Source organism: Paractinoplanes globisporus DSM 43857, from assembly GCF_000379645.1.
GTDB classification, from domain to species: domain Bacteria; phylum Actinomycetota; class Actinomycetes; order Mycobacteriales; family Micromonosporaceae; genus Actinoplanes; species Actinoplanes globisporus.
Map to the genome: position 1 here is coordinate 37,704 of NZ_KB903313.1, position 23,917 is coordinate 61,620.

The window sequence follows — 23,917 nt, forward strand, 5'->3', positions numbered from 1 at the left end:
TAGCGCGGAACACGCCGGGTGTCCGATATGCGAACATTAATCGCTATCGCGGGTGAAACGTGATGACTCGTCCCCACATTGCCGCGTCGGTGTATGAAGATCTAGAGTCGATCCGCCACGGCGACCCCCGACGAGAGCGGCCCGGTGAACCATCTGAGCACGCTACCGAGCACCTCCGAGCAGGCGCGACACGCGTTGCTGCTGCTCGGCGCGCCCGCGAGCGCCCGGCTCGTGGTCGACGTGCACGCCGCGCTGTTCGACGGGGACCTGTCGGTCGGCGCGCTCGTGCGGGAGCGGGTGCCCGGTTTGTGTGCCGCCCTACGGGGTGATTTGAGTGCGGCGCCCGGGCTGGTCGCGCTCGCGCAGTGGCCCCTTTCGCGGCGAATAGTCACTCCTGCCGCCCGGCGCGGCGACGAGCTGGCCATGATCGTGCGCGTCGCCGAGTTCGTGACGATGGCCCCCTCCGCCAGCCCGGCCACGGCCCGACTGCTGCGTGAGCTGGCTCAACGCGTACCGCATGGGGTCGAAGCTCTTGATCTTGCCGAAGCGGCGCGGGCGGCGCTGACGGATCCGCGACTCGTCGCCCAGATCGCGGCGGAGGCGCCGGCGCGGGAGGCATTGCTGGCGCGCGCGGCAGATCTTGACGAGCGGCAGCAGCTGTACGGGGTGCAGGCCGTGCCCCACCAGCGAGGAAACGGGTGAGCCTCGACCGGCTGCGCGGCACCACCCCGGCCAAGCGGCACAACGCCCGCACGATCGCCGCGCTTACCGGAAATCCGGGATGCTCGCGGCGGGCCGTGCTCGACGCCGCCGGGATCGACAAGGTCAAGCTGGCCACCCGGATCGGGTTTCCCGGCAGTTTCGGGCAGTCGCGGTTCGCCCTGGCCCGGGGCAACGCCTTCGAGGCGATGCTCAAGGCGGACGACTGCGCCCTGCTCCGCTCGGTCCTCGATGTGGGGGTCGTCGACTATCACGACCTCGGCGCCGACTCGGACGACACGCTCGGCGCGCGGCACGGGCGCACGCTCTCACTGTTGGGGTCGGCGCGACCGGCGCTGGTCGACCATCCGCTGCTGACGCTCGAGGTGGCGGGCCAGACGGTCTTCCTCGAGCCGGATCTGATCGCGTTCCAGAGCGAGGGCCGGCTGCGGGTCGTCGAGATCAAGTCGTTCGCGATCGTGGATGGGCAGGCCGATTCCGCCGCGGTGTCCGGCGCCGCCGTGCAGGCCGCGGTCTACGTTCTGGCGCTGCGTGCGCTGCTGGGCGACGATCGGGTCAGCCACGAGGTCGTGCTGGTCTGCCCATCGAACTTCTCGCTTCAGCCGGTCGCCGTGGTGCTGGACGTGCGGAAGCAGCTTTCGACCCTGCGGCGGCAGTTGTCGCGGTTGTCCTCGGTGTCGTCGCTGATCGCCGGGCTGCCCTCGTTCGTCTCCTTCGACCTGTCCCTCTCCCCGTCCGACCTGATTTCTTCGCTGACCGCCATCGAGGCGCGATACGTTCCCGAGTGTCTCTCTTCCTGCGAAATGTCGGTATATTGCCGGTCGGAGGCGGCGGGGTCGACGGCGGCGCTCGGCCGGTCGGTGCGGGAGTCGCTCGGCGGGATCGAGGAGGTGTCGACGGTGCTCGACCTTGCTCGGGGCGCGGTCGCGCCGGATCCCGGGCAGGCCGAGGCGGCGGCTCTGCTGCGTCAGGCGGCGCGGCTGCGGGATGAGGCTCTTCCTTGAGCACACTCGTTGCGCTCGCCCGCGCGGAGGCCTATGCCGCGGGGCGGGCTCAGCCCATCGCCACCGTGCGCCACCTGCACGTCCACGATCGGCCGTTCGTGCTGATCCCGCTGGCCATGGCCGGCGAGGCCAACGCGCCGCTGGCCGCCATGCTCGGTACCGCCCATGACGACCCGCACCTGCTGGTCGTCGAGCAGCCGCGCAACCGCGACGAGCGGTTCGCCTTCGCCGCCGAGCTGGCCGCCCGTTTGGTGCCGTACCTCGAGTCATTCGCCGGGGAGACCGAGGCGGTGGCGGTCGACCGGGGTCGCGACGTCCGGCACCGGTTCGTCGACGCGCCGCAGGTCTGGCTGCCGAACACCGGCGGCGTCGACTTCCTGCGCCTGTTCGGCCGCTCGACCCGGTTCCGCTCGGTCGACGGCGACTATCCGGTGCACCCCGCGGTGCCGCTGCTCGGCCGGTGGCTGACCTTTCTGGCCGGCACGTCCGAGGTGCCGGGCTCGTCCCTGCTGCCGAACGCGGTGCAGGCGCTGACCCTGCACTGGGCGACCGGGCAGAGCGGCGCCGAGGACGCTCATCTGGGCTCGCTACTGGCCTGGATCGAGTCGGGGGCCGCGGCCGCCCGGCTCGCCGAGCGCGGCCCGGTGGCCGGCCCCGCCACCGACCCCGACTTCGACAACCACGTGCTCGCGCCGCTGATCGCGAACGGCGACCCGGCGCTGCGCACCACCCTGCACGAGCTCCTGCTGCCCACCTGGGACGGCATGTGGCGCGCCCTGGCTCTGCTGCGCGCGCTGCCGGCCGGGGATCGGGTCGGCTCCCGCTGGGACGGCGACCGCGACGCGTACTCGGCCTACGTTCAGCACCTGGCCGAGGACGGCGCTCCTCAGCCGCGCCGGGACGGCGCGGTCGCTGCGGCCGCCCGCCTGCAGCGCCTGGAGAACGCGGCGGCCCGCTACGCGGTTCAGCGGGCCTTCGACGATCCGCTGGTGATGGCCGAGTATCGCCTGGCCGGGGCGGCGTTCGGGGGAGTGGTGACGCTGGCGAACCCGGACCGCGTCGACGACACCGGCAAGCGCCCGGTCCTGCGCCCCCGCATCATGGTCGCCACCACCGAGACGGTCCGCGTCGAGCCCGGCGCCTCGCTGACCTCCCCGGCCCGCCCCGCCCAGAAGGCGAAGGTCATCTCGGTCACCGCGACCGCGACGGGTCACGACGTGCTGCTCGAGCTCTCCGGCGGGATGGGACGCAAGCTGGTGGCCGAGCCGGGAAGTGTTTCGGCGGTCGGCGAGTCCCTGCTGCTGACGACGCTGAGCGAGGCGTACCGCCCCGGGGCCGCGTTCCCCGACCCGTCCGAGACACCGTGGACCCACGGCGGCCCGCCGGTGGTCGTGGAGTCAGTGCACGCGGATCACGAGTAGCGCCACGTCGTCGTCGCGGCGGGTGGCGGTGTCGAGCATCCGGGTGCAGAGCTCGTCGGCGGCGAGGGCGGCGTTGCCGTGCAGGGCCTCACGGATCCGCCGGATGCCCTCGTCGATCAGCTGGGCCGGGCTCTCGACCAGCCCATCGGTGTAGAGCAGCAGCGTCGACCCCGGCACAATGCGGCGGCGGTGGGTGGTGCGCTCCTGGCGGGGGAGGAGGCCGAGGAGCGGCTCGGGCGCCTCCCACCAGACCTCGACCTCCCCGTCGGGCCGCAGCAGCACCGGTGGCGGGTGCCCGGCGTTGGCGAAGGTCAGTTCGTAGCTGTCGCTCTTTCCCGCATCGGTGCGGCGCAGCCGGGCCAGCACCGCGGTTGCGGCGGCCGGCATGCCGAGGCCGTGCAGGGCGCGGTCGAGCTGGGCGAGCAGCGGCCCCGGCTCGTCGTCGCGGCCGTAGGCGTCGCCGCGCACGAGATTGCGGACCTGGCCCATCGTGGCCGCCGCCTCGATGTCGTGCCCCGAGACGTCGCCGACCGCGAGCATGACGCTGCCGTCGGGCTGCACGAAGGCGTCGTACCAGTCGCCACCGACCGCCGCGCCGATCTGCGCGGGGAGATATCGGGCGTGGAGCTCGATGCCCGGAATTTCCGGCAGCTCGGGAAGCATGCTGTGCTGCAGCACCTCGGCGACGTGCCGCTGCCGCCCGTAGAGCCGGCTGTTGTCGACCGCGAGCCCCGCGCGCCGGCCGATCTCGACGGCCGTGCCCTCCTCGGCCTCGCCGAACGGCCCCCGGTCCGGCCCGTTGACCAGGATCACCACGCCGACGATGCGCCGCCCGACCGTCGTGGTGATCGGCGCGACCAGATAGGACGTGAGCCCGATCCGCTCGGCGATCTCCACGATCTCGCCCGGCGCGATGCGGGCGCGCAGCGATTTCGGGTCGGCCGCGTCCTCCCGGATCGGCAGCGCGGTCCGCTGCACGGCCGCGACCAGCGATTTCATTTCTCTGGGTGCCGCGGCGGCAACCTGAGCGAGACGCTTCGCCAATTCCGCGTACGCCGGGTCGTGATGCGCCGCCGACACGTGCCGCACGCTGCCCGACGGCTCGGCCAGCGCGACCACACACCAGTCGGCGAGCCGCCCCGCCACCATCCGCCCGAGCCGCCCGAGCGCCTCGTCGATGTCCATAGTGGCCGTGAGCGTCTCGGTGAGCTCCCCGAGCAACGTCAACTGATCGTGTGCCGACTCGGCGGCCCGGCGAGCCTCGTCCGCGATCTCCCGCGCGATCCGCAGCCGCAGCTCGGACGAGCAGACCTCGCCCAGCTCGACGAGCAGCGCGATCTCGCTGCGCGTCCAGGCCCGAGGCTCCCGGTCCATGACCGCGAGCGTCCCCAGCACGTGCCCGTCGGAGTCGGTGAGCGGAACCCCCGCAAACGCCAAGGCGCCCAGCTCCTGCACACCCTGGTTGTCCCGCATACGTGGGTCGGCCCGCGTGTCCGGCACGACGAGCAGCTGCCCGTCCTCGACCACGTGCCGACTGAGCGAATGCGTCAGCGGCACCTCCCGGGCGGCGGCCAGCTCCTCCGGCAGCCCCACCTGCCCAGGCAGATACTGCCTGTCCACGCCCAGCACAGTGACCACCGCGGCCGACACATCCACCAGCCGCTCGACCAACACCGCGATCCGATCAAACGCGGCATCCGCCCGGCCGCCCATCCCCAGACGCCGAACCGCCCGCAGGCGCTCCGGATCCCCGAGAACGCCTCCCGCTGTCTCGACCAAGTCTCCCCGCAGCACGTCGCCCCCCGGCCGCCCAGACCTGACAGGCTACCGGCCCGGAAACCCCCTATCGACCCCCCGTTCATCCCATCCCCACCCCACATGCAGGCCAATTCCTCGAAATCCCGGGGCGTTCGGGCGGTGTCGGGCGCTCGCGCGGTGTCAGGCGCTCGCGCGGTGTTGGGCGTTAGACCATGCCGGGCGTTCGCGCCGCGCGGGGGCTTGCGCCGCGCGGGGGCTTGCGCCGCGCGGGGGCTTGCGCCGCGCGGGGTCTCGCGCCACGCGGGGTCTCGCGGCGTGCGGGGCTCGCGCGCCACGCGGGGGCTCGCGCGCGCGGGAGGGTCGCCCCACGCGGGAGGTTTGCGCCGCGCAGGAGGGGGTCGCGCCGCGCGGGGCGTTCGAGGGCGTTCGCGCAGCGCCGGGCTTTCGCGGGGGGCCGTGGCCCGCACCCGACGTTAGTGTGCGGTCGCCCGTGTGCGGTCGGTGCGGGTGGTCAGTTCTCGGGGGAGGGATCGGCGGCCGTGGTCACCTCGGCGTCGGCGGCCAGTGGGGCCCAGCGCTTCGTCCATTCCTCGTGGAGGCCGTCGAAGGCCGCGTCGTCCAGGCCGAACGTGGACACCGTCACCTCCATGCGGGCCGCCTCGTGGCGGTCGAGCGGCACGCGGCCGGCGACGACCAGCAGGTGGCCGTCGGTGTTCACCGTCCAGGCGACGCGCGGGCCGAAACGTTCCCACCCGCTCTCGGCGAGCGACAGCGCCTGCCGGCCCGTGGTCTCGCCGGTCAGGTACACCGTGCGACGCCGGCCGGCCGGGCGCGCGCTCAGCAGGTACCGCAGCTGTAGCAGGAACGCGCGCCAGCCCTCCTCGATCGCGTCGTACCGCTCGGGGGCTGCCGGGCCCGCGCCCTCGCGGGCCACCCGCACCCGGGCCCGGTCGTCGTCGCCGTTCACCTCCAGATAGGAACCGTCGGCCCAGCCCATCCGCTCCGGCGCGAGCAGGGTCGCCTCGTCGACGAAGATCTGCCTGATCTCGGCGTCGAGCCCGTCGTAGTCCCACCCGAACCATTGGTGCAGCACGGCGGGTTGGGTGACCGCCTCCCACACCTCGTCCCGGCCGGCGTCCACGGCGACGTCCACCTCGTACGACTTCAGTCCGTGTTGATCGGTCATAGCCCCCATCATTGGGGCAAACAGTCGCTCACGCCACGCGCCGAGGCGCTTCGGGATCAATCGGTGACCGTCGACCGGCCTGCAGGCCCGACCGGATCGTGCGCCGGATCTCGGCACGGCCCAGCCCGCAGCGCCGCGCGGCCGCGTCGAGCTCGCGCACGACGTCGCCGGAGTCGAGCAGGCCCGCGCCGACCAGCCGGCCGAGCGCGAACGCCGCCCGGTTGAGCGTGTCGTTTCGCGTGCCCACGGGCGCGGACGCCACCCGCTCGGACTCCGCGATCAACGCGGCCCGGGCGTACCGATCGGGGTGAACGATCACTCGGCGCACCGGGTTTCCGGCCAGATCGCGGCCCGCTGGCGGCCCGACGGGGCTCCCGACCGCGTCGTCGTGCGCCGACGGCCCGGCGCGGCCGTCGATCAGGTCGCGCAGCGCGGCCGCGCCGACCGGGCCCTCGATCAGCTCGCGGAGCGCGGGCGGGCCGACCGGCAGGCCGTCACCCGGACGGCGCACCCACCGGTAGTCGCCGCGAAGATGCCGGGACGGCGGCGCCACCACATAACCGCCGATGCCGCGCCAGTCGAGGCCGGGCAGCAGGCCCACGCGGTTGCCGAACCCCATCGGGCGGAACCACAGGTGCCATCCGCCGCCGCCCGTGCGGACCCGGGGGCCGGCCGGCAACTCCCCGCCGAGCAGGTGGGTCAGGCCGTGCCAGCCCTCGGCCGAGTCGATGTCGGCCACATCCATCGCGATGCCGGTGCGAAGACCGACATTCGCCTCGGGCCAGCGGGACCACCACACCTCGATGAGGCGCGGGTCGGTGGTGGCCTCCGTAAGGCCGTGTCGCAGCCGGGGATGCTTGCCGGGTCGGTCGCATCGGACTCCCTTGTCGCAGGAACAACCGCCGCTCGGGTCAGGCGTGTGCACCGGCAGGACCGGGATCCCGTGCCGGGCGTATGCCAACGCGGCTGTCAGCAACATTAGAACAAGCGTACGACAGTTTGGTGGCCCGCCAGAGATTCCAGGACATGGGCGATATGGTGCGAAGTGCTCCATGAGATCCAGCTCGCCGGGCTACCCGCGCCGGGCGCCGTCCGGGCCCGCCGGGCGATCTCGGCGTCACCCCAGGAGAACCGCGCGCCTGCGGCCGGCCAGTGCGGCGAGCGCACCAGCGTGCGGCACAGATCGTGGCAGCGGTCGTCGTCGCGCCCGCCCCGCCGCGCCCATCGATAGATCCACCAGTGCTGCCCGGCGGTGTAGCGCAGGGTCGGCAGCTGCCGGTGCCGCTGCACGCCGAGCCGCCGCACCGGCGAGGTAACGCCGTAGTCCGCGTAGCCCAGGCCGGGCTCGCCGAGCCGCTCCCACACCCGCGCGTCGAGCCGTCCCACCGTTACCGGCCGGTCGGTGGGCAGATCGTCCAGATTGGGGGGCATCGCCCCGGAGGCGACACTCACCGAGCGCCACGGCCGCCCGCGCGCCCAGCGCAGCACCCGCCGGCATCGCTCCTCGACCGCGTCGGCGCCCACCACGCAGGCGGTCTCGGCGAGGTCGATCAGCAGGTCGACCTCCTCGGCCTCCAGGCCGGCGCCCTGCAGTAGCCGTCGGGCGACGGCGTCTGCCTCCGCCGGATTCCCGGCATCGACATGCGGCTGAAGCCGCAGCACCGCACGACGCAGGTGCATACGTGCGGCAAGGCCGTGGGCAGTCAGGCGACGACCGCTTTCGTACGCCCGGAGCACCGGCAGCATGGCCACGCCCAGCTCTGCCAGCGCCTCGGCCAGGTCGAGTGCCGGCCTCGTCAGCAAGCCCCGCGGCTCGGGCAGGCCGCCGAAGTCGATCGCGATCGCTCCGGCCGCCGGCGGAAACTCCCGGATCAGCGGCAGAATGCCCGGCCCCGGCTCCACCTCGAGGATCGGCATGACCCGGGCCGCGTCGCCGGGCGCCAGGTGGCTCAGCGCCGCGAGCTCGCCCCGGCGTGGGCGAAGGATGGGTCGATAGACGTCGCTCGGTAGGGGGCCTGCTGTCGTGAAGACCGCCATTCACTCAACGTAGCGGGCAGGTGTCGGATCTGCGACAGTCATCGTGTTAAATGCGCGAGTATTGCCTGATTCGCCTCCCAGCCGTCGGGGAACTTGACCGGCACGTTGAGATGCACCGGCTCGGTCGAGGGGTGCGCGTCGAGCAGCTCCGCGATGCCGGCCCGGGCCACCACGACGCAGGCGTGCCGGTGGCGCGAGGTCAGCACGCACAGCCGCCCCGACTCCAGGTGGAACGCGGTCGCGTCGCGCCGCCCCGACAGCGGGTGCAGCACGATGGTCAGGTCGTACTCCCGGCCCTGCAGCCGGTTTGCCGTGTCGACCGTGACGCCGGCCGCCTCGGGCGGGAGCTGCGCCCGGATCGCCGCCGCCTGATCGCGATGCGCCGCCCCGATCGCGATGCGATCGGGAGTCAGCGGCCGCTCGCCCAGCTCGGAAAATGCGACCGCCTCTCGGGACAGCGCCCGCCCGGCCAGCGCGGCGCAGGCGCCCGCCGCCTCGGCGTCGGTGCGGATGGTGAACCGCGGCGACAACTCATGCAGCCCCCACCCGGTCGCGGCGGCCGCGTCAAGTGCCGTGTCGAGCGGATCGGAGGCCGGTGCCCCGAAGGTCAGCCTGCGATCCTCCGCACCGGTGCCCGATCGGAACCCGGTGAACGGATAGAAGGCCTCGGCCACGACGGACGCCGCCGAATGCGGCAGCCGCCACGACACCGGCAGGCGATGCACCGGCAGGTCGGGGTTGTGCCGCAGGAGCACCGCCACCGCGCTCTGCATCGGGTCCCACGACAGGCCGGTCCAGCGGTCGACCTCGACGGTGGAGAACGGATCGAGCTGTCCGGGATCGCCCACGAACAGCGCCCGCTCGAACCGGGGCGCCACACGCAGCAGGGCGTCGGAACGCATTTGGTACGCCTCGTCGACGATCGCCCACGGCCAGGTGCCGTCGGCGACGGTTGCCCATTTCGCGGCCGTCCCGATCGTGACGGCCGGCGCGCCGAGATCGCCCACCTTCGCTCCGACGCGGCACGCCGGATGATCCCGTACGCGATCGGAAGTCTCGTAATCGACGGCCGAGAGACGCCCGACCCGCACCTCAGGAAACCGCGACCCTAGGCGCTCGATGAGGTCGTCGACCTGCTCGTTGGTCTGCGCGACGATCATCAACGGCTGCCCGGAGGCGGCCAGCTCGCCGGCCGCGCGCACGACCAGCGTCGACTTGCCCGCACCCGGCGGCGAGTCGACCACGACGCCGCGGTGGTCACCGACGCGCAGGTCACGGAGCACCGCGTCGACCACACGCGCCGCCTCGACGGCCGGGCTGCCGGGCTGGTTCGCATTCACGGGGGGACCGTAGCGCGCCCCTCCGACAATTTCGGCGACCCTCGGCGCGGACGGGTCATCCACAGGCGGTCGGCGGGATTTGCCCGTCGAGACTACTGTGTGTGCCGGAGTCGTCACTGTGGATGGAGGATGTCCATGTTCGACGGGCGAGATTTCGAAGCGGCCGAGCGGATGATCGACGACTGGCAGGCCGACATCGAGGCGCGGGCCGCCCGCGCGCGAGAGTTGTCCACGCGGTTGTCCCGGCTGTCCGCGCGCGTCCGCAGCCAGGACGAGCTGGTCACGGTCACCGTCGGCTCCGCCGGCGACCTGACCGGGCTCGAGCTGGACGAGCGCATCCGGCGCCGGCCCGCCGCCGAGACGGCCCGGCTGATCATGGCGACCCTGCAGGCGGCGCGCGAGCGGCTGACCGCCGACGTCGCCGAGGTGACGGCCCAGACCGTCGGCGCCGATTCTGCTACTGGCCGGGCGGTCATCGCCTCCTACGCCGGCCGGTGGGGAGCTCGCGATGTTTGAGCAGGTGGCGGTCCGCCATCCCGACCTGGTCACGCACGCGTCGACCGTGTCGGCGATCGGCGACCAGGTCACGATCGCGGCCCAGGCCGGTCATACCGTACGGCCGGGACCCGAGGCGTACGGGAAATTGTGCGTGATGGTGCCCACGATGCTGGCGGCGTTGCAGGATGCCCTGGTCGAGGGCGTTTCCGCGGCTGCGGGCTCCATGCAGGACACCGCGGCGAGGCTGCGGCTGACGGCGCAGGCCTATGAGGCCACCGACCAGAGGCGCGCCGAGGCCTTCGACAGCATCCGGTCCGGCGAGTGACCGCTCCGGCGAATCCGCTGGTGGCCCCGGCCGCCACCGATTCGCCGAGCCCGTGGGCGGGCGCCTGGATCGCTGAGGACATCGAGCAGATCGCCACCGGCGTCAAGAACCACGACTGGGTCGCCGGCACGCTGGGCGTCGCCGGCGGCGGCCTGGACGCGCTGGCCCTGGTGTCCGACCCGGTCGGGGCGCTGCTGCAGTACGGGATCGCCTGGCTTATCGAGCACGTGAAGCCGCTCTCCGAGGCTCTCGACTGGCTGGCCGGCGACCCGGCCCAGATCGCCGCGCACGCCCAGACCTGGCGAAACGTCGCCGCAAGCCTGATCACCGACGCCGACGGCCTGGCCCGCGCGGCCACGGGGGACACCTCAGAGTGGACCGGCGCGGCGGGCGACGCCTATCGCGCCTGGGCCGGCCACCGCGAGCAGTCGCTGCGAGCCTTTTCGCAGGCCGCCGACACGACGGCCATGATGACCGAGGGCGCGGGCCTGTTGATCGGCACCGTCCGCCTGATGGTCCGCGACGCGGTGGCCGTGGTGGTGTCGCGCCTGATCGTCTACGCCGGTGAGCTGATCGCCACACTCGGCGCCGCTACCGGCGTCGTGGTCGGACAGGTGGCCTCGCTCTGCGCGTCGTGGGGCGCCGAGATCGCCCGCTGGCTGCGGGATCTGATCGCCAGCATCCGCAAGCTCGTCACCGAGGGTGATTGGCTGGGCGGGCTGATCGACCGGCTCAAGCTCTGGTTCTCCGAGTCCCGCCCGACCGGCGACGACGGCCTCCCGCCGGAGGAACCGCGAAAACCGCATGATCGCGATCCAGCAGCGGAATCGCAGCGCCGGCACAACCTGGGAGTCGATCCTGCGGTGGCCAGATACCGCGCCTCCGAGGAGGAGACGGCAGTCCGCATAGAGCGGGAACTGGGGATCGAGCTGACCAGGGCGGAGGATGGCGACATCGACTGGACCGGCTCGGATGGCCACACCTACGACGCGGTCGGGAACTTCGACGCTCGGTACTTCGATCGCGAGTGGCCCAATCTGCGGGTGCGGATCATGGACCACGTGGAGAAGGCCGACCGTGTTCCGGTTGACGTCTCGCGGTTCACGCCCGAGCAGAAGCAGCTCGTCCGTGACTTCCTCCGAGATAATCGGCTGGGTCCACAAGTGTTTCTTCTAGGAGCGTGATGGCAGGAACGATCAGCACGGGTCCCGACCGGCGTTGGTCGGCTGCCGGCTGGCTGTTTGCGTGGACGGTCGAGTTCCTGGCCGAGCGTGTGGCGGAACCCGGATTGCGCGCGTCTCTCGAAGAGATCCTCAACGAGAACCTCGGATGGCTCGGCCTCGGCGACTACGGCGTGGACGAGGAACGGGAGATGCGCGGGCTTCTGCGAAACGAGGCCGTCAGCACGGCGAACGCGACCTTTGCTGCCGACATGGCGGGCCGGGAGAACGTCATCGATCGCCTCAGGGAGCTGGCCGACAGTGTCTGACCGGGTCACTCGGCCCCGCTGGCTCGCTCGACGCCCTCCGCTGTCGCCGTTCTCGGGTCGATACCCCCTCGTTTGATCTCGGGCCCGCGGGTGACTGAGGTCTTTGCTGTTTGTTGAGGGTCTCAGTATTTGGATGGGGATCTTGGTTGGGGAGTGGAGTGTGGACGCGTGCGCTCGCGCTGCGGATTTGCGGGGATTTGGGGGATCTGGGGAAAGCGGCCTAAGCGGCAAATCCTGTGATGGGGGGCAACGGAATCGGGATGTGACAGATATCCGACAGCTGGCGTGGTGAGGGGTTGGTGGCGGTAGGGCGGGGGAGCGTCGCGGGTTTCGGGGGCGATTGGTCACTGTGGATCTCTCGGGGGCGGTCGGCGGCGTACGGGATCATGGGGTTGGGGGTTGGGGGAATGCGCAGGCGCTGGTGAGGGTGGGTTCGGCCGTCACTGTGAGTGGATGTTTGCATGATGGTCACCGCCATGAAATATGGGAGTGATTCACTGTGAAGGCGGGTTGAATAGCGAGCCCGACATGCAACTTGCACGTGCGGTTCGCCGTGCAAGTTGCATGTTTCGCAACGTCTCGACCTGCTGCTCCGTCGTCGTGGCCAAGTTTTGATCGTCGCGCGGTATTTCATTCATGAGCGTTTCTGCGATGTGGGATCAGGACCCTTCCAGTCGATCACTGGAAGTGGAACTCTTCTAAGCCAGCAGTAACGCCCGCGACACGGACGGTGGTGGTAACGAATGCGCCCAGACGTTCTGGTCGGTCCGAGCGAGTGGGTGGTCGAGCAGTTCGGCGACAAGGTTGCCGGCGAGCTGTGGACCCGGGTCCCGGAGGCGTTGAGTACCGCGATCGACCGTGAGGTCAACGCCCACCCCGCGATGGCACAGACCCAGGAACGAGTGCTCGCGAATCCGCGATGGCCGCTTCCGTACGAGGAGCTCGTGCTCTTTCTCGGCTCGCTGCCCGGCGCCGAGATCATCAGTGTTCCCAAGTCCGTCTACCAGCTTGTCGTGATCAACGGGCACGTCGTCGTGCCGTGGTGCTACGGGCAGTCCGCACAGACGTCCATGCGGGACGTCGAGGTCGGGCGGTCATTCGGCCGGCTCGCCCGGGAGCTGTTGCGCCGCTTCGGTCCGCCCTGGCGGCGGTCCCAGGCCGAGACGCCGCTTCCGCTGGACGCGGTCGACGAGCGCGAGGTCGCCAAGATTTGCGCGGCCATCGCGACGATCGAGCCCAAGCCCGAGGTCGTCATCGCCGGGTTCGCCGGGGCGCCGCACCTCGGTCTGCTGCGCGCCTGCCTCGGTGAGGTCAAGTCCACCGACAACGGCCATCTCAACTGGAGTCACCTCGACGATCTGCCGCTTCCGCCGCCCGTGATCCCTCGCCCTCGCCGCATGCAGTTCCCCTGATCCCGCAGCCACATCTTTCCCGCCGCACGCAGCCGCTTTGACCGGGCGCTGCGTGCGGTCGCATGTGATGCACACCTACGATTTGCCGGTGACGGTGTCATACGTGGTGACCGGGGGCGGGCGCGGCGTCGGCCGGGCGATCGTCGAGCGGCTGGCCGGCGAGGACGACGTCGTGGTGATCGTCGAGCGTGACGCCGCCGCGCTGAGCTGGATCGAGGACCATCCGGCCGCCGGTCGGCTGATCCCGGTCATCGGGGATGCGGCGGACGAGGCGGTTGCCGGCCGCGCGGCCGATGCGGCGGCCGCCCTCGGCCCGCTGCGGGGGTGGGTCAACAACGCCGCGATCTTCCGGGACGCCTGGCTGCATGAGATGCCGGCCCGCGACGTGCTCGGGCTGATCGCGCGGAACCTCGACCCGGTCGTGGTCGGCTGCGCGGCGGCGATCAGGCATTTCCTCGGCCGCAACGACGATGGCGGCGACGGCCGTGGTGGTGGCGGCAACGACGGCGGCTACGGCGAGGACGGCGGCGACAAAAGCGGCAACGACGGCGGCCGCGGCGAGGACGGCGGCGACAAAAGCGGCAACGACGGCTACGGCCGCGGCGAGGACGGCGGCGACAAAAGCGGCAACGACGGCCGCGGCGAGGACGGCGGCGACAAAAGCGGCAGCAGCGGTGCCATCGTCAACGTGTCTTCGCATCAGGCGCAGCGGGCCGTGCGCGGCGCCTTCGCCTACGCCACGGCAAAAGCCGCCATCGAGGGCGTGACCCGCGCGCTGGCCGTCGACTACGGCGCTTCCGGCATACGGGTCAACGCCGTCGCCCTCGGCTCGATCGCCACCGAGCGGTCGGACGCCCACATCGCCTCCCTGGCGGCCGACGAGCGCGACCGGTTCGAGCGGGAGATCCGCCTGCTGCAGCCGCTCGGCCGGATGGGGCGGGCCGCCGAGGTCGCCGACGTCGTGGCCTTCCTTCTCTCCGGCCAATCCGCGTTCGTGAACGGCGCGATCATTCCGATCGACGGGGGCCGTTCGGCGGTGGGACGCGACCCCGAAGAGGCATGACGCGGGCGCGTGGCGGGCTCGCGCGGTGGTAGTCGTACGACTATTGTCGTGGGGATGGACGGCACGATGATGCGAATCGCCGGAGCCCACGAAATCCGAGTAATTCTGGGGGTGAGCCGGCAGCGCGTCTACCAGCTCGCCGCCCGCGACGACTTTCCGAAACCGGTCGCGATCTTGGCCCAGGGCAAGGTCTGGCTGATCGACGACATCGAGCTCTGGAAGGCCGAGCACCGCCCACCGGCCGAGCACTCCACGGGGAACAAAGAAGATCACTCCGCGGGGAGCAGAACGGGGAGCAGATAGGCGGTGGAGAACGGCTCCCGGCGGGCGCGCATGTCGGCGTACGCCGTGAGGATCATCGGGGCCGAGATCATGCCGCTGACGATCGTGAAGGCGGCCGAGATCGCCTGAGTGGCCACGATGGACGGCGCGCTGACGGTGCCGCCGAGGCGGTCGGGGGCGAGGACCTGGGCGAACGTGCTCTCCACGAACAGCAGCGCCACGGTCACGCCGAACGTCGTGGCGATCCGGCCGAGGGCGGCGCCGAAGTTCGCGTGGAACAGCTGGAACGCGCGGCCGATGACACCGCCGCGCTCGAGCAGCACCAGCACCGGCAGGATCGCGAAGACCGCAGCGAAGTAGATGCCGGGGACGATGCAGAACAGCAGGCCTCCCCCGACCATCAGGCCGGCCAGCAGGCCCCAGCCGATCAACGCCGGGGTGCGGCGCAGACCCTCCCGCACGGCGGCGCCGATGGCGACCGGGCGGCCGGTGGCGGTCTGCACCAGGACCCGGTGCGTGGCCAGCGAGGTGACCAGGCTCAGCAGGATGACGACCAGGGCCAGCGGGATCAGCGGCAGGAACGGTTCAAGGGTCTTGCTGAGCGTGACGTCGGTGCCGATCTCGACGACGCGGTCGTTGCTGAGGAGCGCGCCCCAGGTCAGCAAGACCAGCGACGGTACGGCCGAGACCAGCTGGATCAGCAGGAGCGGGCGCCAGGCCGCCCCGAGCAGGTGGAAGCTGCGTGCCCACCAGCCGGCGAAGTCGGGGCTGACCAGCGGGTCGCTGGGCCCGGCGTAGAACTCGGGCGGCAACGCGGCCGGCGGACCGTAGACGGGCGGCGGGGAAACGGGCGGCGGGGAAAAGGGAGGACGGTCATCGGGGATCTCGGTCAACGTCGTTCCGCTCTCGTCCACGGTCGGATTTCACCGGTCAGGTTACGGGTCGGCCCGGCGCACCCGCGTCGACGGTGGGATGCGACAGCGCGGCCTAGAATCGGGAGGATGTCCGAGCAGGTGGAGTCGCCCACGACGATCCGGGATCGGGCCGTCGCGGTCGCCGACTACCTGCTTGCCGTGCGGGCGCAGATGGAACGCCCCGCCCGCACGGTCCCGGCCGACGCGCACCGCCTCGACCGGCTGCCCGGCCACCGGGCCTGCGAGCTCGGCCCGGCCGCCGACGGCACGTCCTGGCTGCGGGTGGGCCTGCCCGACCTGCCACCCCCGGTCGCCGTCCCGGCCGCCCTGCGCCGCCGCCTGCGCGGCGACATCACCGCCGCAACCGAGCCGACCGCGGAAAAGACGGCGGAAGAAAACGCCGAGCAGGCCGCGGAAAAGGCCGCAGAGCAGGCCGCCGAGGCGGAAAAAGCGCCCGACGACTTCGACTCCTGGCGCGACCAGGTCTGGCGCCCCTGGGCCCACGCCACCGGCGAGGCCGAGAAGACCCGAGTGCTGCACCGCCAGCTCTTCGACCTCATGCATCAGCTCGACATGACCGCCGCCACCACCGAGCTGGTCTGGGGCCACGGCGTTCTCCACACCACGATCAACGGCGAGCACGTCCGTTATCCGCTGGTCGCGACCCCGGTCCTGATCGAGTACGAGCCCGACAGCTCCCTGGTCACGGTCTCGCCGGCCGGACCGTCGCGGCTGCAGACCGACGCGCTCACCGGCCTCGACGAGCGCTACCTCGCCCAGCTCCTCGCCCTGGCCGGTCCGGCCGGCACGCTCGAGGCCGACCTCTGGAACGACCTCGAGCGGCGCGAACTGTTCGAGCGGGCGCTGGGCCGCCTCGGGTACGACCGCGTGATCACCGACGGGACGACCGAGACCACACGGCCGCACATCGAGGACGTCGGCATCCTCTTCGCCCGCCCCAAGCAGCGGCTGCTCCGCGGATTCCTGGAAAGCCTGCGCGACCGCCTGCTGGCCGGCGACACCACGAGTATCGGCGCGCTCGCGGCGATCGTCGCCCACGAGCCGTCCAAGCTGCGCATGCCCGACGACCAGCCCGAGGCCTGGCAGCGGGTGGGCGAGCGGCTGCTCATGCCGCTGCCGACCAACGAGGCGCAGGAATCGATCGCCCGCCGCCTGGCCCAGCACCGCAACGTGGCGGTTCAGGGTCCGCCGGGCACCGGCAAGACCCACACGATCCGCAACCTGATCTGCCATCTCATGGCGAACGGCAAGCGGGTGCTCGTCGTCGCGCAAAAGGAAGACCCGCTGCGGGTGCTGCGCGACGGACTTCCCGAGGGCATCCGCTCGCTCTGCCTGGCCGTGCTCGGCCGCACCACCGACCAGCTGGTGCAGTTGCAGCTGGCCGCGCGGGAGCTGGCCGATCGCGCGGCCACCTTGGACAAACCGGCCGAGGCGCGACGCGTCGAGCGGCTGACAGGACTGCTCGAGGAGGCGGAACGCGAGCTGGCGACCGCGCTGGCCGGCCTCCGCGCGATCGCCGAGAACGAGGCGGTCACCTACCCGATCGACGGCGTGCCGCAGACGCCGGTCGAGGTGGGCGCCTGGCTGCGGGAACGCGCCGCGGCCCAGGGCGGCATCCCCGACCCGGTGTCGGGCGCGGCGCCGTTGACCGGCGACGAGTTCGAGGCACTGCTGGCGCTCGCGCATCGCCTCGCTCCCGAGGACAGGGCGGCCGCGCTCCGCCGGTTGCCCGCGACCGATGATCTTCCGGACACCGCCGAGGCGGCAACGACCCGATCCGAGCGTGACTCCCTCGCCGAGCGGGTGTCGCGCGCCGCGACCCAAGGCCTTGACCTTGCCTCCGTACGCGCCGCCGACTTGGACGCGGTACGCAGGGACCTGCGCGACGCCCTTACGTGGCTCCGCCGCCGCGAGGGCGCCTGGACTGATCGCCTCGGCCGGCTGCTCAACGATCCGCACTGGCGCGCGGTCTGGGCCGATCACGTGGCGGCGACCGAGACGCTGCTGGCCGAGCTGGCCGCGCTCACCCGCGGGCTGGCCGGCCATCGGGTGACCGTGCCCGAGCCGTACGCGAAGGAACCGAAGCGATTCCTCGCCCAGCTCACCGAGATCTACCAGCGGTTCGCGTCGGGGCGCGGGCTGAGCCGGCTGCTGCAGGCGGGGCTGTTCAAGCTGGCCGACGAGGTGCGGGTGGACGGCGAGCCGCTGCGCACGACCGAGGACGTGGACGTCGTCGTCGCCTGGGTGCGGCGGGCGCAGGCGCGGGCCCGGCTGGGCGGGCACTGGTCGGAGTGGATCGACCGCCTCGGGATCGAGACCCCGAGCGGGGATCCGGAGATCTGGGCGGGCACGCTGCTGTCCGACGCCGGTCAGTCTCTCGATTGGGACGTACGCCATTGGCCCGCGCTCGCCGATCGCCTCGCTGTCCTCGTACCGCAGCATGATCTTGATCTTGATCCGGCCGCCCTGGCCGAGGTCGAGGCGTTGCTCGACGAGGCGCCCGCGGTGGGCGAATGGGATGCCCTCGTCGCGGCCGAGCGGGAGATCACCGAGCGGCTCGCGCCCTGGCCGCGCCTGGTCGAGGCCTGGCACACGCTGGACGGCTGGGACGCCGCGGTTGCCGAGGTCCGTCGTCTGCAGGCGTTGCGTTCCGACGTCGAGAGCTACGTCGACCTGCGCAACCGCCTGGCGAAGGAGGCGCCGGAATGGGCCGCCATGATCGAGGCGGCCCAGGTGCCGGCGGTCTCGGGCCGGGCGTGCCTGGACGCGTGGGCGTGGCGCAGCGCGCAGACCTGGTTCGACGAGGTGATCGGCAGCGTCGACCCGGCGGTGCTGGCCAAACGGGTCGAGAACGCCCGCGAGAAGATCCGTCGCCGCACGGCCGACCTCGTGGTGGCGAGCGCGTGGCTGGAGGTGGCGCGCAGCCTCGACGACCGGCGCAAGGCCGCGCTCGCCGACTGGACCACCGCCCTCCGCAAGATCGGTAAGGGCACCGGCCGGACGGCGGCGGCCTGGCAGGCGCACGCCCAGCGGCACATGGAGCAGGCGGTCGAGGCGGTGCCGGTCTGGGTCATGTCGGTCGACCGGGCGATCGAGCAGTTCGCGGGCGGCGCCCACTTCGACGTGGTGATCGTGGACGAGGCGTCGCAGGCCGACCTGTTCGCGCTGCCGGTGCTGGCGCTGGCCGAGCGGGCCGTGGTGGTCGGCGACGACCAGCAGATCGGGCCGCAACTGGGGTTCGTGGGCTCGGTCTCCGGGCTGATCCACAGCCACCTCGGCGACGTGCCGTCGGCCGAGCACTTCGACCCGGAGTCCTCGCTGTACGACCACGCGGTGCGCCGGTCGCCGGAGCGGATCCTGCTGACCGAGCACTTCCGCTGCGTGCCGCAGATCATCGAGTTCTCGTCGCGGCACTACTACGACGGCAAGATCATGCCGCTGCGCGCCGACCGGCCCTCGCTCGCGCCGATCCGCACGGTCTTCCTGCCGGACGGGGTGCGGCAGCCGCTGTCCGGGTTCGGCGACGTCAACACGGCCGAGGCGTTCGCGCTGGTCGCCCAGGTGGCCGCGATCGTGCGGAATCCGGAGTACGACGGCAAGACGCTCGGCGTGATCTCGCTGCTCAGCACGAGCGGGCAGGCGGGCTACCTGCTCCAGCTGCTGCGCGACGAGATCGGCGAGGACGAGATCCAGGCCCGGCGGCTGCGGGTCGGCGACGCGTACACGTTCCAGGGCGACGAGCGGGACGTCGTGCTGGTGTCGATGGTGGTGTCGGACAACGATCCGCGGGTCGCGGCGTTCACCAAACGCGAGTACCACCGGCGGATCAACGTGGCCGCGTCACGGGCCCGGGACCAGTTGTGGATCTTCCACTCCGTGCGGGCCGGGTCGCTCCTCGCCGATGACGCCCGGGCTCTGCTCCTCGCGTACGCAAGCAACGCCTTTGATCCTGAAAATGCCCAGGCCGACCTGGCGCTCTGCGAGAGCGACTTCGAGCGGGACGTGTTCAAGCGGCTGGCCGGGCGCGGGTTCCGGCCGATCCCGCAGTTCCGGATCGGCGCCTATCGGATCGACTTCGTGCTGAACGCGCCGGACGGCCGGCGGCTCGCGATCGAGTGCGACGGCGACACCTTTCACGGGCCGGAGCAGTGGGAGAGCGACATGCGCCGGCAGGCCGTGCTCGAGCGGGTCGGCAACTGCGTGTTCGTGCGCATCCGGGGGAGCATTTTCGCGCGCGAGCCCGAGGTCGCGATGTGGCCCGTGTGGCAGCGCATCGAGGAGTTGTCGATCAGGCCGGTGCCGCGACGGACCGTGGTGGAGATCGGGCAGTGGCAGGGCTCGGGGTCGTCTCACGCCCGGCGGCTGGTCGCGGGGGCCACCGAACTCGCCACGCTGGTTCCCTCCGACAAGAGGGTCCAGGTGGCCATTTCGGACGAACCGCCCTCGGTGCCGGTGCTGGCTCGTCATCTCGCGGCCACGCGTGCCGTGGTCGCCGATCGGCCGGACGTGATCGTGGGCGGGGACTGCGGTGTCGAGGTGGCGCCGATCGAGGCGGCGCTGGCCGAGCACGGGTCCGGGCTGGTCGTGGTGTGGTTCGACGCGCACGGTGATCTGAACACACCCTCGTCGTCACCGTCCGGCGCGTTCCACGGGATGGTCCTGCGCACGCTGCTCGGGGACGGATATCCGGAAATGTCGCCATCGCGGGCGCTTGAGCCGTCGCAGGTGGTGCTCGCCGGGGTGCGGGCGCTCGACCCGGCCGAGAAGGAGTACGTCGAGGAGGCGGGCCTCGCGCACGTCGAGCCGGCCGCGCTCGCAACGCTGACGTCGGTCGTCGCCTCGCTCGGGGCGAAGGCCGTTTACCTCCACATCGACCTGGATGTGCTGGACCCCACGCTCTTCGCGGCGGTGGGCACGCCCGAGCCGGAAGGTGTGACGCCGGCGCAGCTCATCGCCGCGGTCCAGGAGCTGACCGCACGCTTCCCGATCGCCGGCGTCGGGATCACCGAGTACGAGCCGGACCGCCCGGAGGATCGGGCGGTCCTGGCCACGCTGGTGCCGGCGCTGTTCAGCGACCCTTCACCGAACCGGTGATCTTCCGGTCGTTGGGGTCGGCCGCGATGCAGATGACGCTGCGGTCCTCGTCCCAGTAGTCCTGCAACGGGCTGAGGAAGTAGAAGTCCCACTTCTCGGGGTGCGCGACGTACTTGCCGAGCCGGCTGTTGCAGCCGTCGTCGGACTTCCGCCGCACCGTGGCCTCGCCCGGCCACTTGCCGGCCGGCAGGTTGAAGACGGCGAAGACCTCGCCCTCGTGCGCGGTCGCGCAGGACACCTTTTTGGGGGTGTCGGTCTGGAGGTTGTTCAGGCACTGACCGGTTTTGAATTCGCCGTACACCGTGGGGGCGGGGCTGGCGGTGGTCGCCTTGGCGGTGGGCTCGGTGGTCGGCGCCTCGGTGGTGGGCTCCTCGGTCGGGTCCGTGGTGGCGATCGCGGTCGGGAGCGTGGTGGTGGTGGTCGAGGTGTCCGTCGTCGCCACCGCGATGCCGGCGATCACGACGATGGCCAGCAGCCAGACGCCGGAGAGGGTCAGGCCGGCGATCGCGAGGCCGCGGCCGCGCTGCCCGTTCTTGCGGATCTGGGTCAGCGCGACGATGCCGAAGATGACCGAGAACAGCAGGCCCCCGAGGATGCCGAAGATCAGCGAGGCGATGGCCAGGCCGTTCGTGCCGGCCTTGGGCGGGGGGTATCCGGGGTAGCCCGGGTAGCCGGCGGGCGCGGGGAAGCCGGGCGGCGGCGGGTAGCCTGGCGGGGGGTAGCCCTCCGGCGCGTAGCCCTGCTGCGCGTAGCCCTCCGGCGGGTAGCCCGGCTGTGTGTAGCCCGGCTGCGCGTAGCCGGGCTGGGCGTATGCCTCCGGCGGGTAAGCCTGCTGGGGGTAGGCCTGCGGCGTGGGATACCCGGGGTATGCGTCGGGCTGGACCGGGGCTCCCGGATAGGGGGCATACGGGCTCGGGGACTCCCCGGCGGACGGGGTCACCTGCGGCGGCACAACCGGCGGCACGGCCGGCGGCGTGGTCGGCGGCACGGAAGGCGGCTCCGCCGGTGGGGGCGCGGCCGGCCCCGGTGCGAACGGGTCGGCGGGGGCGGCGGTCGGGTCGGGCAGGGGGGCCGACGCTGATGACGGGTTCTCATCGGTCACGCCGGGACGCTACAGCCGAGTTGATCTCGCCACTGCCCCGGACGGTTTCAACTTGGCATCGGCTTGACCACTTCGCGCACGCCGCGTTGACTTCCCGATCATGGACGTACGCCGGGTCGACCAGTCCCTGACCGAGCGCGAGATCGCCGGCGCCGCGACCCTGCTGAGCACCCTGGTGGCCGGCGGCGCCGCCCTGGGCTGGGTCGAACCGCCCTCGCCCGGCGAGGTGCGCCGCCTGCTCACCACGGTCGCGGCCGACCCCGACGCCGTCCTGGTGGTCGCCACCGACGACGGCGGCCTGCACGGCCTCGGCTACTGGCGCCGCTACGACCGCCCCACCCATCGCCCGCACGCCGACGTCGAGAAGGTGGCCGTGGCCGCGAGCCACCAGGGCCGTGGCCTCGGCCGCCGGCTCATGACCGAGCTGATCGCCGCCGCCCGCGACGCCCACATCGAGGTCCTGACCCTCGACCTGCGCGGCGACAACACCCGGGCCGCCGCCCTCTACGAATCGCTGGGCTTCCACCGCTACGGCCGCCTCGAACGCTTCGTCGCCGTCGGCGACCGCCGCTGGGACAAGCTCTTCTACGCCCTCGACCTGCGCGACTAACCGTCCCGCTCGATGCGGGCCTTGACGCGGCAGTGGTGGGCAAGCAGCGTCACCAGGGCCGTACCGTCGATCAGTTCGAGGGGGCGGCCGGCCAGCGCGTCGTACGCGTCGGGGTCGATGCCGCCGAGCGAGACCAGAATCCCCTTGGTAGCTCCCGCCGCGGTCACCGCACCGGCCAGCGCGTGCACGGCCCCGGCGCCGGAGGGCGCGCCGCGGACCGCGTGGATCACCACGGTGCCGCCGAAGATGGGCCGCGGGTCGGTGGCCAGCCAGCGGGAGCCCGAGGCGGTCGGCGCCGCCGGACCCATCTCCAGGCCCATCACGCCGAAGAGGTCAGAAAGCTGCCTCTCCCAGGCCGGACCGGCGAGGGTGACCAGGTTGGGACGCTCGTCGATCTCGGCGAGCACGTTGAACTCCTCGGTGAAGTCCCGGTCGGCGTCGCGGTCGAAATCAATCTTCGGGGTGACGGCGGCGAGCTGGTCGGGCTCGGCCGAGAGCGTGCCGTGCAGGTGCTTGAGGCAGGCCACCGGCTCGACCCGGCGCAGCTTGATCGCGGCGAAGGTGTCCCGGTCGGTCTTCACCGAGACCAGGCACGGGCGGACGAAGCGGCCGGTCCGCCGGTCGATCGTGTCGACGATGCCATTGAACGACACCTGCCGCACGAGGCCGCCGCGGTCCGCCTCGATGATCTCGTGGATGGTCCGGAGGGTCACCTGGGCGATGATCTGCACGTAGCGCCGGCGGATCTCGCCGTCGTCGCGGGGGATCGCGGCCAGGTCGTCGCGGACCCGGTCGAAGCGGTACTCCTTCACGATCGGCACGACCTCGATCGGCGGCAGGTGGTACTCGATCAGCAGGTGCCGCTGCTTCGGGAGGTACGCCAGGCGGAAGTGCTGCGGGAAGTCGTCGGGGTAGACCGAGTTGCCCAGCACCATCGCGAAGTACTCGACCACGGAGGCCGGGTCGGCGCCGGCCACCGCCGCCGCGAAGCGGTCGACCTCCGCGTTGTAGGCGGTCAGGCGCGCCTCGTATTTGCGCCGGCTCTCCTCGTACGCCCTCTTGCGTGCATGCAGCTGGCGCTCGCGCCGCTCCTCGGCCTCCACCCACCTGGCTCGCGCCTGGTCATAGGCGCGGCGGGCGCTGGCCGTCTGCTGCTGATGCAGCGGACCACCGAGGATCTTGCCGACTCCGCGCGGCTGCGGCGGCACGTAGCTGTCCCAGCTCGGCTCGGGCAGCGGCCGGCCGAGCGGTCCCGGGTCGAAGGGGGGCGCCGTCAGCGGCTTCTTGAACTGGCCGAGATCGATGTGATCGTCCACGTCCAGGGTGGAGAGCAGCAGCGCGTCGAGGTCGCTCAGCCGCGCCCGGAGCTCGGCGTTCGCGGCCGCCGCGTCGGCCGTACGTGCCTCCACGTAGAGCCGCCGGTGCTCGCGCTGGCGTTCCTTGTCGGATGCCGCCTGTTGCGCCGCGGCGATCGCCAGGTCGGCGTTGCGCCTGATCAGGTCGCGCTGCTGCGCGGCCGCCGTGTTCGCTCGCTGGTCGGCAGCCACCTGCGTGGCGCGCGCCCGCTGCATGTCCCGAATGATGCCCATGCCTCGTCCTCGCTCCGCGTCGGTCCAATCGCCACCATATCCGCCGTTTCAG

The 23,917-nt window shown here is 71.9% G+C and carries 20 protein-coding genes; 12 read left to right on the top strand and 8 right to left on the bottom strand.

What is annotated here, in order from left to right; all coding sequences use genetic code 11:
- The first annotated feature begins 144 nt into the window (after positions 1-144).
- Genes A3CQ_RS57730 through A3CQ_RS0127475 form a run of 3 tightly spaced genes read left to right on the top strand, consistent with a single transcriptional unit; the run spans position 145 to position 3,145 of the window.
- Positions 145-702 (top strand): hypothetical protein, encoded by a 558-nt coding sequence (locus tag A3CQ_RS57730; RefSeq protein ID WP_020514160.1) that lies wholly within the window; start codon positions 145-147, stop codon positions 700-702.
- Positions 699-1,724 (top strand): hypothetical protein, encoded by a 1,026-nt coding sequence (locus A3CQ_RS0127470; protein ID WP_020514161.1) that lies wholly within the window; start codon positions 699-701, stop codon positions 1,722-1,724. The genes A3CQ_RS57730 and A3CQ_RS0127470 overlap by 4 nt, the downstream gene beginning before the upstream one ends.
- Positions 1,721-3,145, top strand: a complete 1,425-nt coding sequence (locus A3CQ_RS0127475; RefSeq protein ID WP_020514162.1) for a hypothetical protein — start codon at positions 1,721-1,723, stop codon at positions 3,143-3,145. The genes A3CQ_RS0127470 and A3CQ_RS0127475 overlap by 4 nt, the downstream gene beginning before the upstream one ends.
- Here the strand turns inward: A3CQ_RS0127475 and A3CQ_RS0127480 are convergent.
- The 5 genes from A3CQ_RS0127480 to A3CQ_RS0127500 form a co-directional block, all read right to left on the bottom strand.
- Positions 3,122-4,858, bottom strand: coding sequence for a SpoIIE family protein phosphatase (locus A3CQ_RS0127480; protein WP_020514163.1), 1,737 nt, complete (start codon positions 4,856-4,858; stop codon positions 3,122-3,124). The two genes, A3CQ_RS0127475 and A3CQ_RS0127480, sit on opposite strands and share 24 nt — an antisense overlap.
- Positions 4,859-5,414: 556 nt before the next feature.
- Positions 5,415-6,089 (bottom strand): SRPBCC family protein, encoded by a 675-nt coding sequence (locus A3CQ_RS0127485; protein ID WP_020514164.1) that lies wholly within the window; start codon positions 6,087-6,089, stop codon positions 5,415-5,417.
- A gap of 28 nt (positions 6,090-6,117) precedes the next feature.
- Positions 6,118-7,068, bottom strand: coding sequence for a bifunctional DNA primase/polymerase (locus A3CQ_RS0127490; protein WP_020514165.1), 951 nt, complete (start codon positions 7,066-7,068; stop codon positions 6,118-6,120).
- A complete protein-coding gene (locus A3CQ_RS0127495) occupies positions 7,068-8,126 on the bottom strand; it encodes a beta family protein (protein WP_020514166.1) in 1,059 nt (352 codons plus the stop codon). The genes A3CQ_RS0127490 and A3CQ_RS0127495 overlap by 1 nt, the downstream gene beginning before the upstream one ends.
- A 38-nt stretch (positions 8,127-8,164) precedes the next feature.
- The gene (locus A3CQ_RS0127500; RefSeq protein ID WP_020514167.1) at positions 8,165-9,466 is read right to left on the bottom strand and encodes an AAA family ATPase; all 1,302 of its coding nucleotides are present in this window, start codon (positions 9,464-9,466) and stop codon (positions 8,165-8,167) included.
- Between the two features lie 135 nt (positions 9,467-9,601).
- On the opposite strand from A3CQ_RS0127500, the gene A3CQ_RS0127505 reads away from it, so the two are divergent.
- The 7 genes from A3CQ_RS0127505 to A3CQ_RS54245 all read left to right on the top strand — a co-directional run bounded on the left by A3CQ_RS0127505 (position 9,602) and on the right by A3CQ_RS54245 (position 14,556).
- Complete coding sequence (locus A3CQ_RS0127505) at positions 9,602-9,982, top strand: YbaB/EbfC family nucleoid-associated protein (protein ID WP_020514168.1); 381 nt, start codon at positions 9,602-9,604, stop codon at positions 9,980-9,982.
- A complete protein-coding gene (locus A3CQ_RS54220) occupies positions 9,975-10,289 on the top strand; it encodes a type VII secretion target (protein WP_020514169.1) in 315 nt (104 codons plus the stop codon). The genes A3CQ_RS0127505 and A3CQ_RS54220 overlap by 8 nt, the downstream gene beginning before the upstream one ends.
- On the top strand, positions 10,286-11,473 hold the full coding sequence (locus tag A3CQ_RS54225; protein ID WP_040433016.1) for a WXG100-like domain-containing protein: 1,188 nt from the start codon (positions 10,286-10,288) through the stop codon (positions 11,471-11,473). The genes A3CQ_RS54220 and A3CQ_RS54225 overlap by 4 nt, the downstream gene beginning before the upstream one ends.
- Entirely contained in the window at positions 11,473-11,778 is a 306-nt protein-coding gene (locus tag A3CQ_RS57735; protein ID WP_051115372.1) for a hypothetical protein, read from the top strand. The genes A3CQ_RS54225 and A3CQ_RS57735 overlap by 1 nt, the downstream gene beginning before the upstream one ends.
- Positions 11,779-12,521: 743 nt before the next feature.
- A complete protein-coding gene (locus tag A3CQ_RS0127525; RefSeq protein WP_020514171.1) occupies positions 12,522-13,190 on the top strand; it encodes a hypothetical protein in 669 nt (222 codons plus the stop codon).
- A gap of 88 nt (positions 13,191-13,278) precedes the next feature.
- Positions 13,279-14,253, top strand: coding sequence for an SDR family NAD(P)-dependent oxidoreductase (locus A3CQ_RS59420; RefSeq protein ID WP_245577349.1), 975 nt, complete (start codon positions 13,279-13,281; stop codon positions 14,251-14,253).
- Positions 14,254-14,307: 54 nt separating this feature from the next.
- Positions 14,308-14,556, top strand: coding sequence for a helix-turn-helix transcriptional regulator (locus A3CQ_RS54245; protein WP_051115376.1), 249 nt, complete (start codon positions 14,308-14,310; stop codon positions 14,554-14,556).
- Here A3CQ_RS54245 and A3CQ_RS0127540 read toward each other — a convergent pair.
- Positions 14,523-15,449: a hypothetical protein gene (locus tag A3CQ_RS0127540; protein WP_020514174.1), complete on the bottom strand. Its 927-nt coding sequence runs from the start codon at positions 15,447-15,449 to the stop codon at positions 14,523-14,525. The genes A3CQ_RS54245 and A3CQ_RS0127540 overlap by 34 nt on opposite strands.
- 87 nt (positions 15,450-15,536) lie before the next feature.
- On the opposite strand from A3CQ_RS0127540, the gene A3CQ_RS0127545 reads away from it, so the two are divergent.
- Complete coding sequence (locus A3CQ_RS0127545; protein WP_020514175.1) at positions 15,537-20,564, top strand: arginase family protein; 5,028 nt, start codon at positions 15,537-15,539, stop codon at positions 20,562-20,564.
- On the opposite strand, the gene A3CQ_RS57745 is transcribed toward A3CQ_RS0127545, so the two are convergent.
- A complete protein-coding gene (locus A3CQ_RS57745) occupies positions 20,539-21,666 on the bottom strand; it encodes a DUF4190 domain-containing protein (protein WP_020514176.1) in 1,128 nt (375 codons plus the stop codon). The two genes, A3CQ_RS0127545 and A3CQ_RS57745, sit on opposite strands and share 26 nt — an antisense overlap.
- A gap of 100 nt (positions 21,667-21,766) precedes the next feature.
- Between A3CQ_RS57745 and A3CQ_RS0127555 the strand changes: the two genes are divergently transcribed.
- Positions 21,767-22,276, top strand: coding sequence for a GNAT family N-acetyltransferase (locus tag A3CQ_RS0127555; RefSeq protein WP_020514177.1), 510 nt, complete (start codon positions 21,767-21,769; stop codon positions 22,274-22,276).
- Here the strand turns inward: A3CQ_RS0127555 and A3CQ_RS0127560 are convergent.
- The gene (locus A3CQ_RS0127560) at positions 22,273-23,865 is read right to left on the bottom strand and encodes a restriction endonuclease (protein ID WP_020514178.1); all 1,593 of its coding nucleotides are present in this window, start codon (positions 23,863-23,865) and stop codon (positions 22,273-22,275) included. The two genes, A3CQ_RS0127555 and A3CQ_RS0127560, sit on opposite strands and share 4 nt — an antisense overlap.
- Between the last annotated feature and the right edge of the window lie 52 nt (positions 23,866-23,917).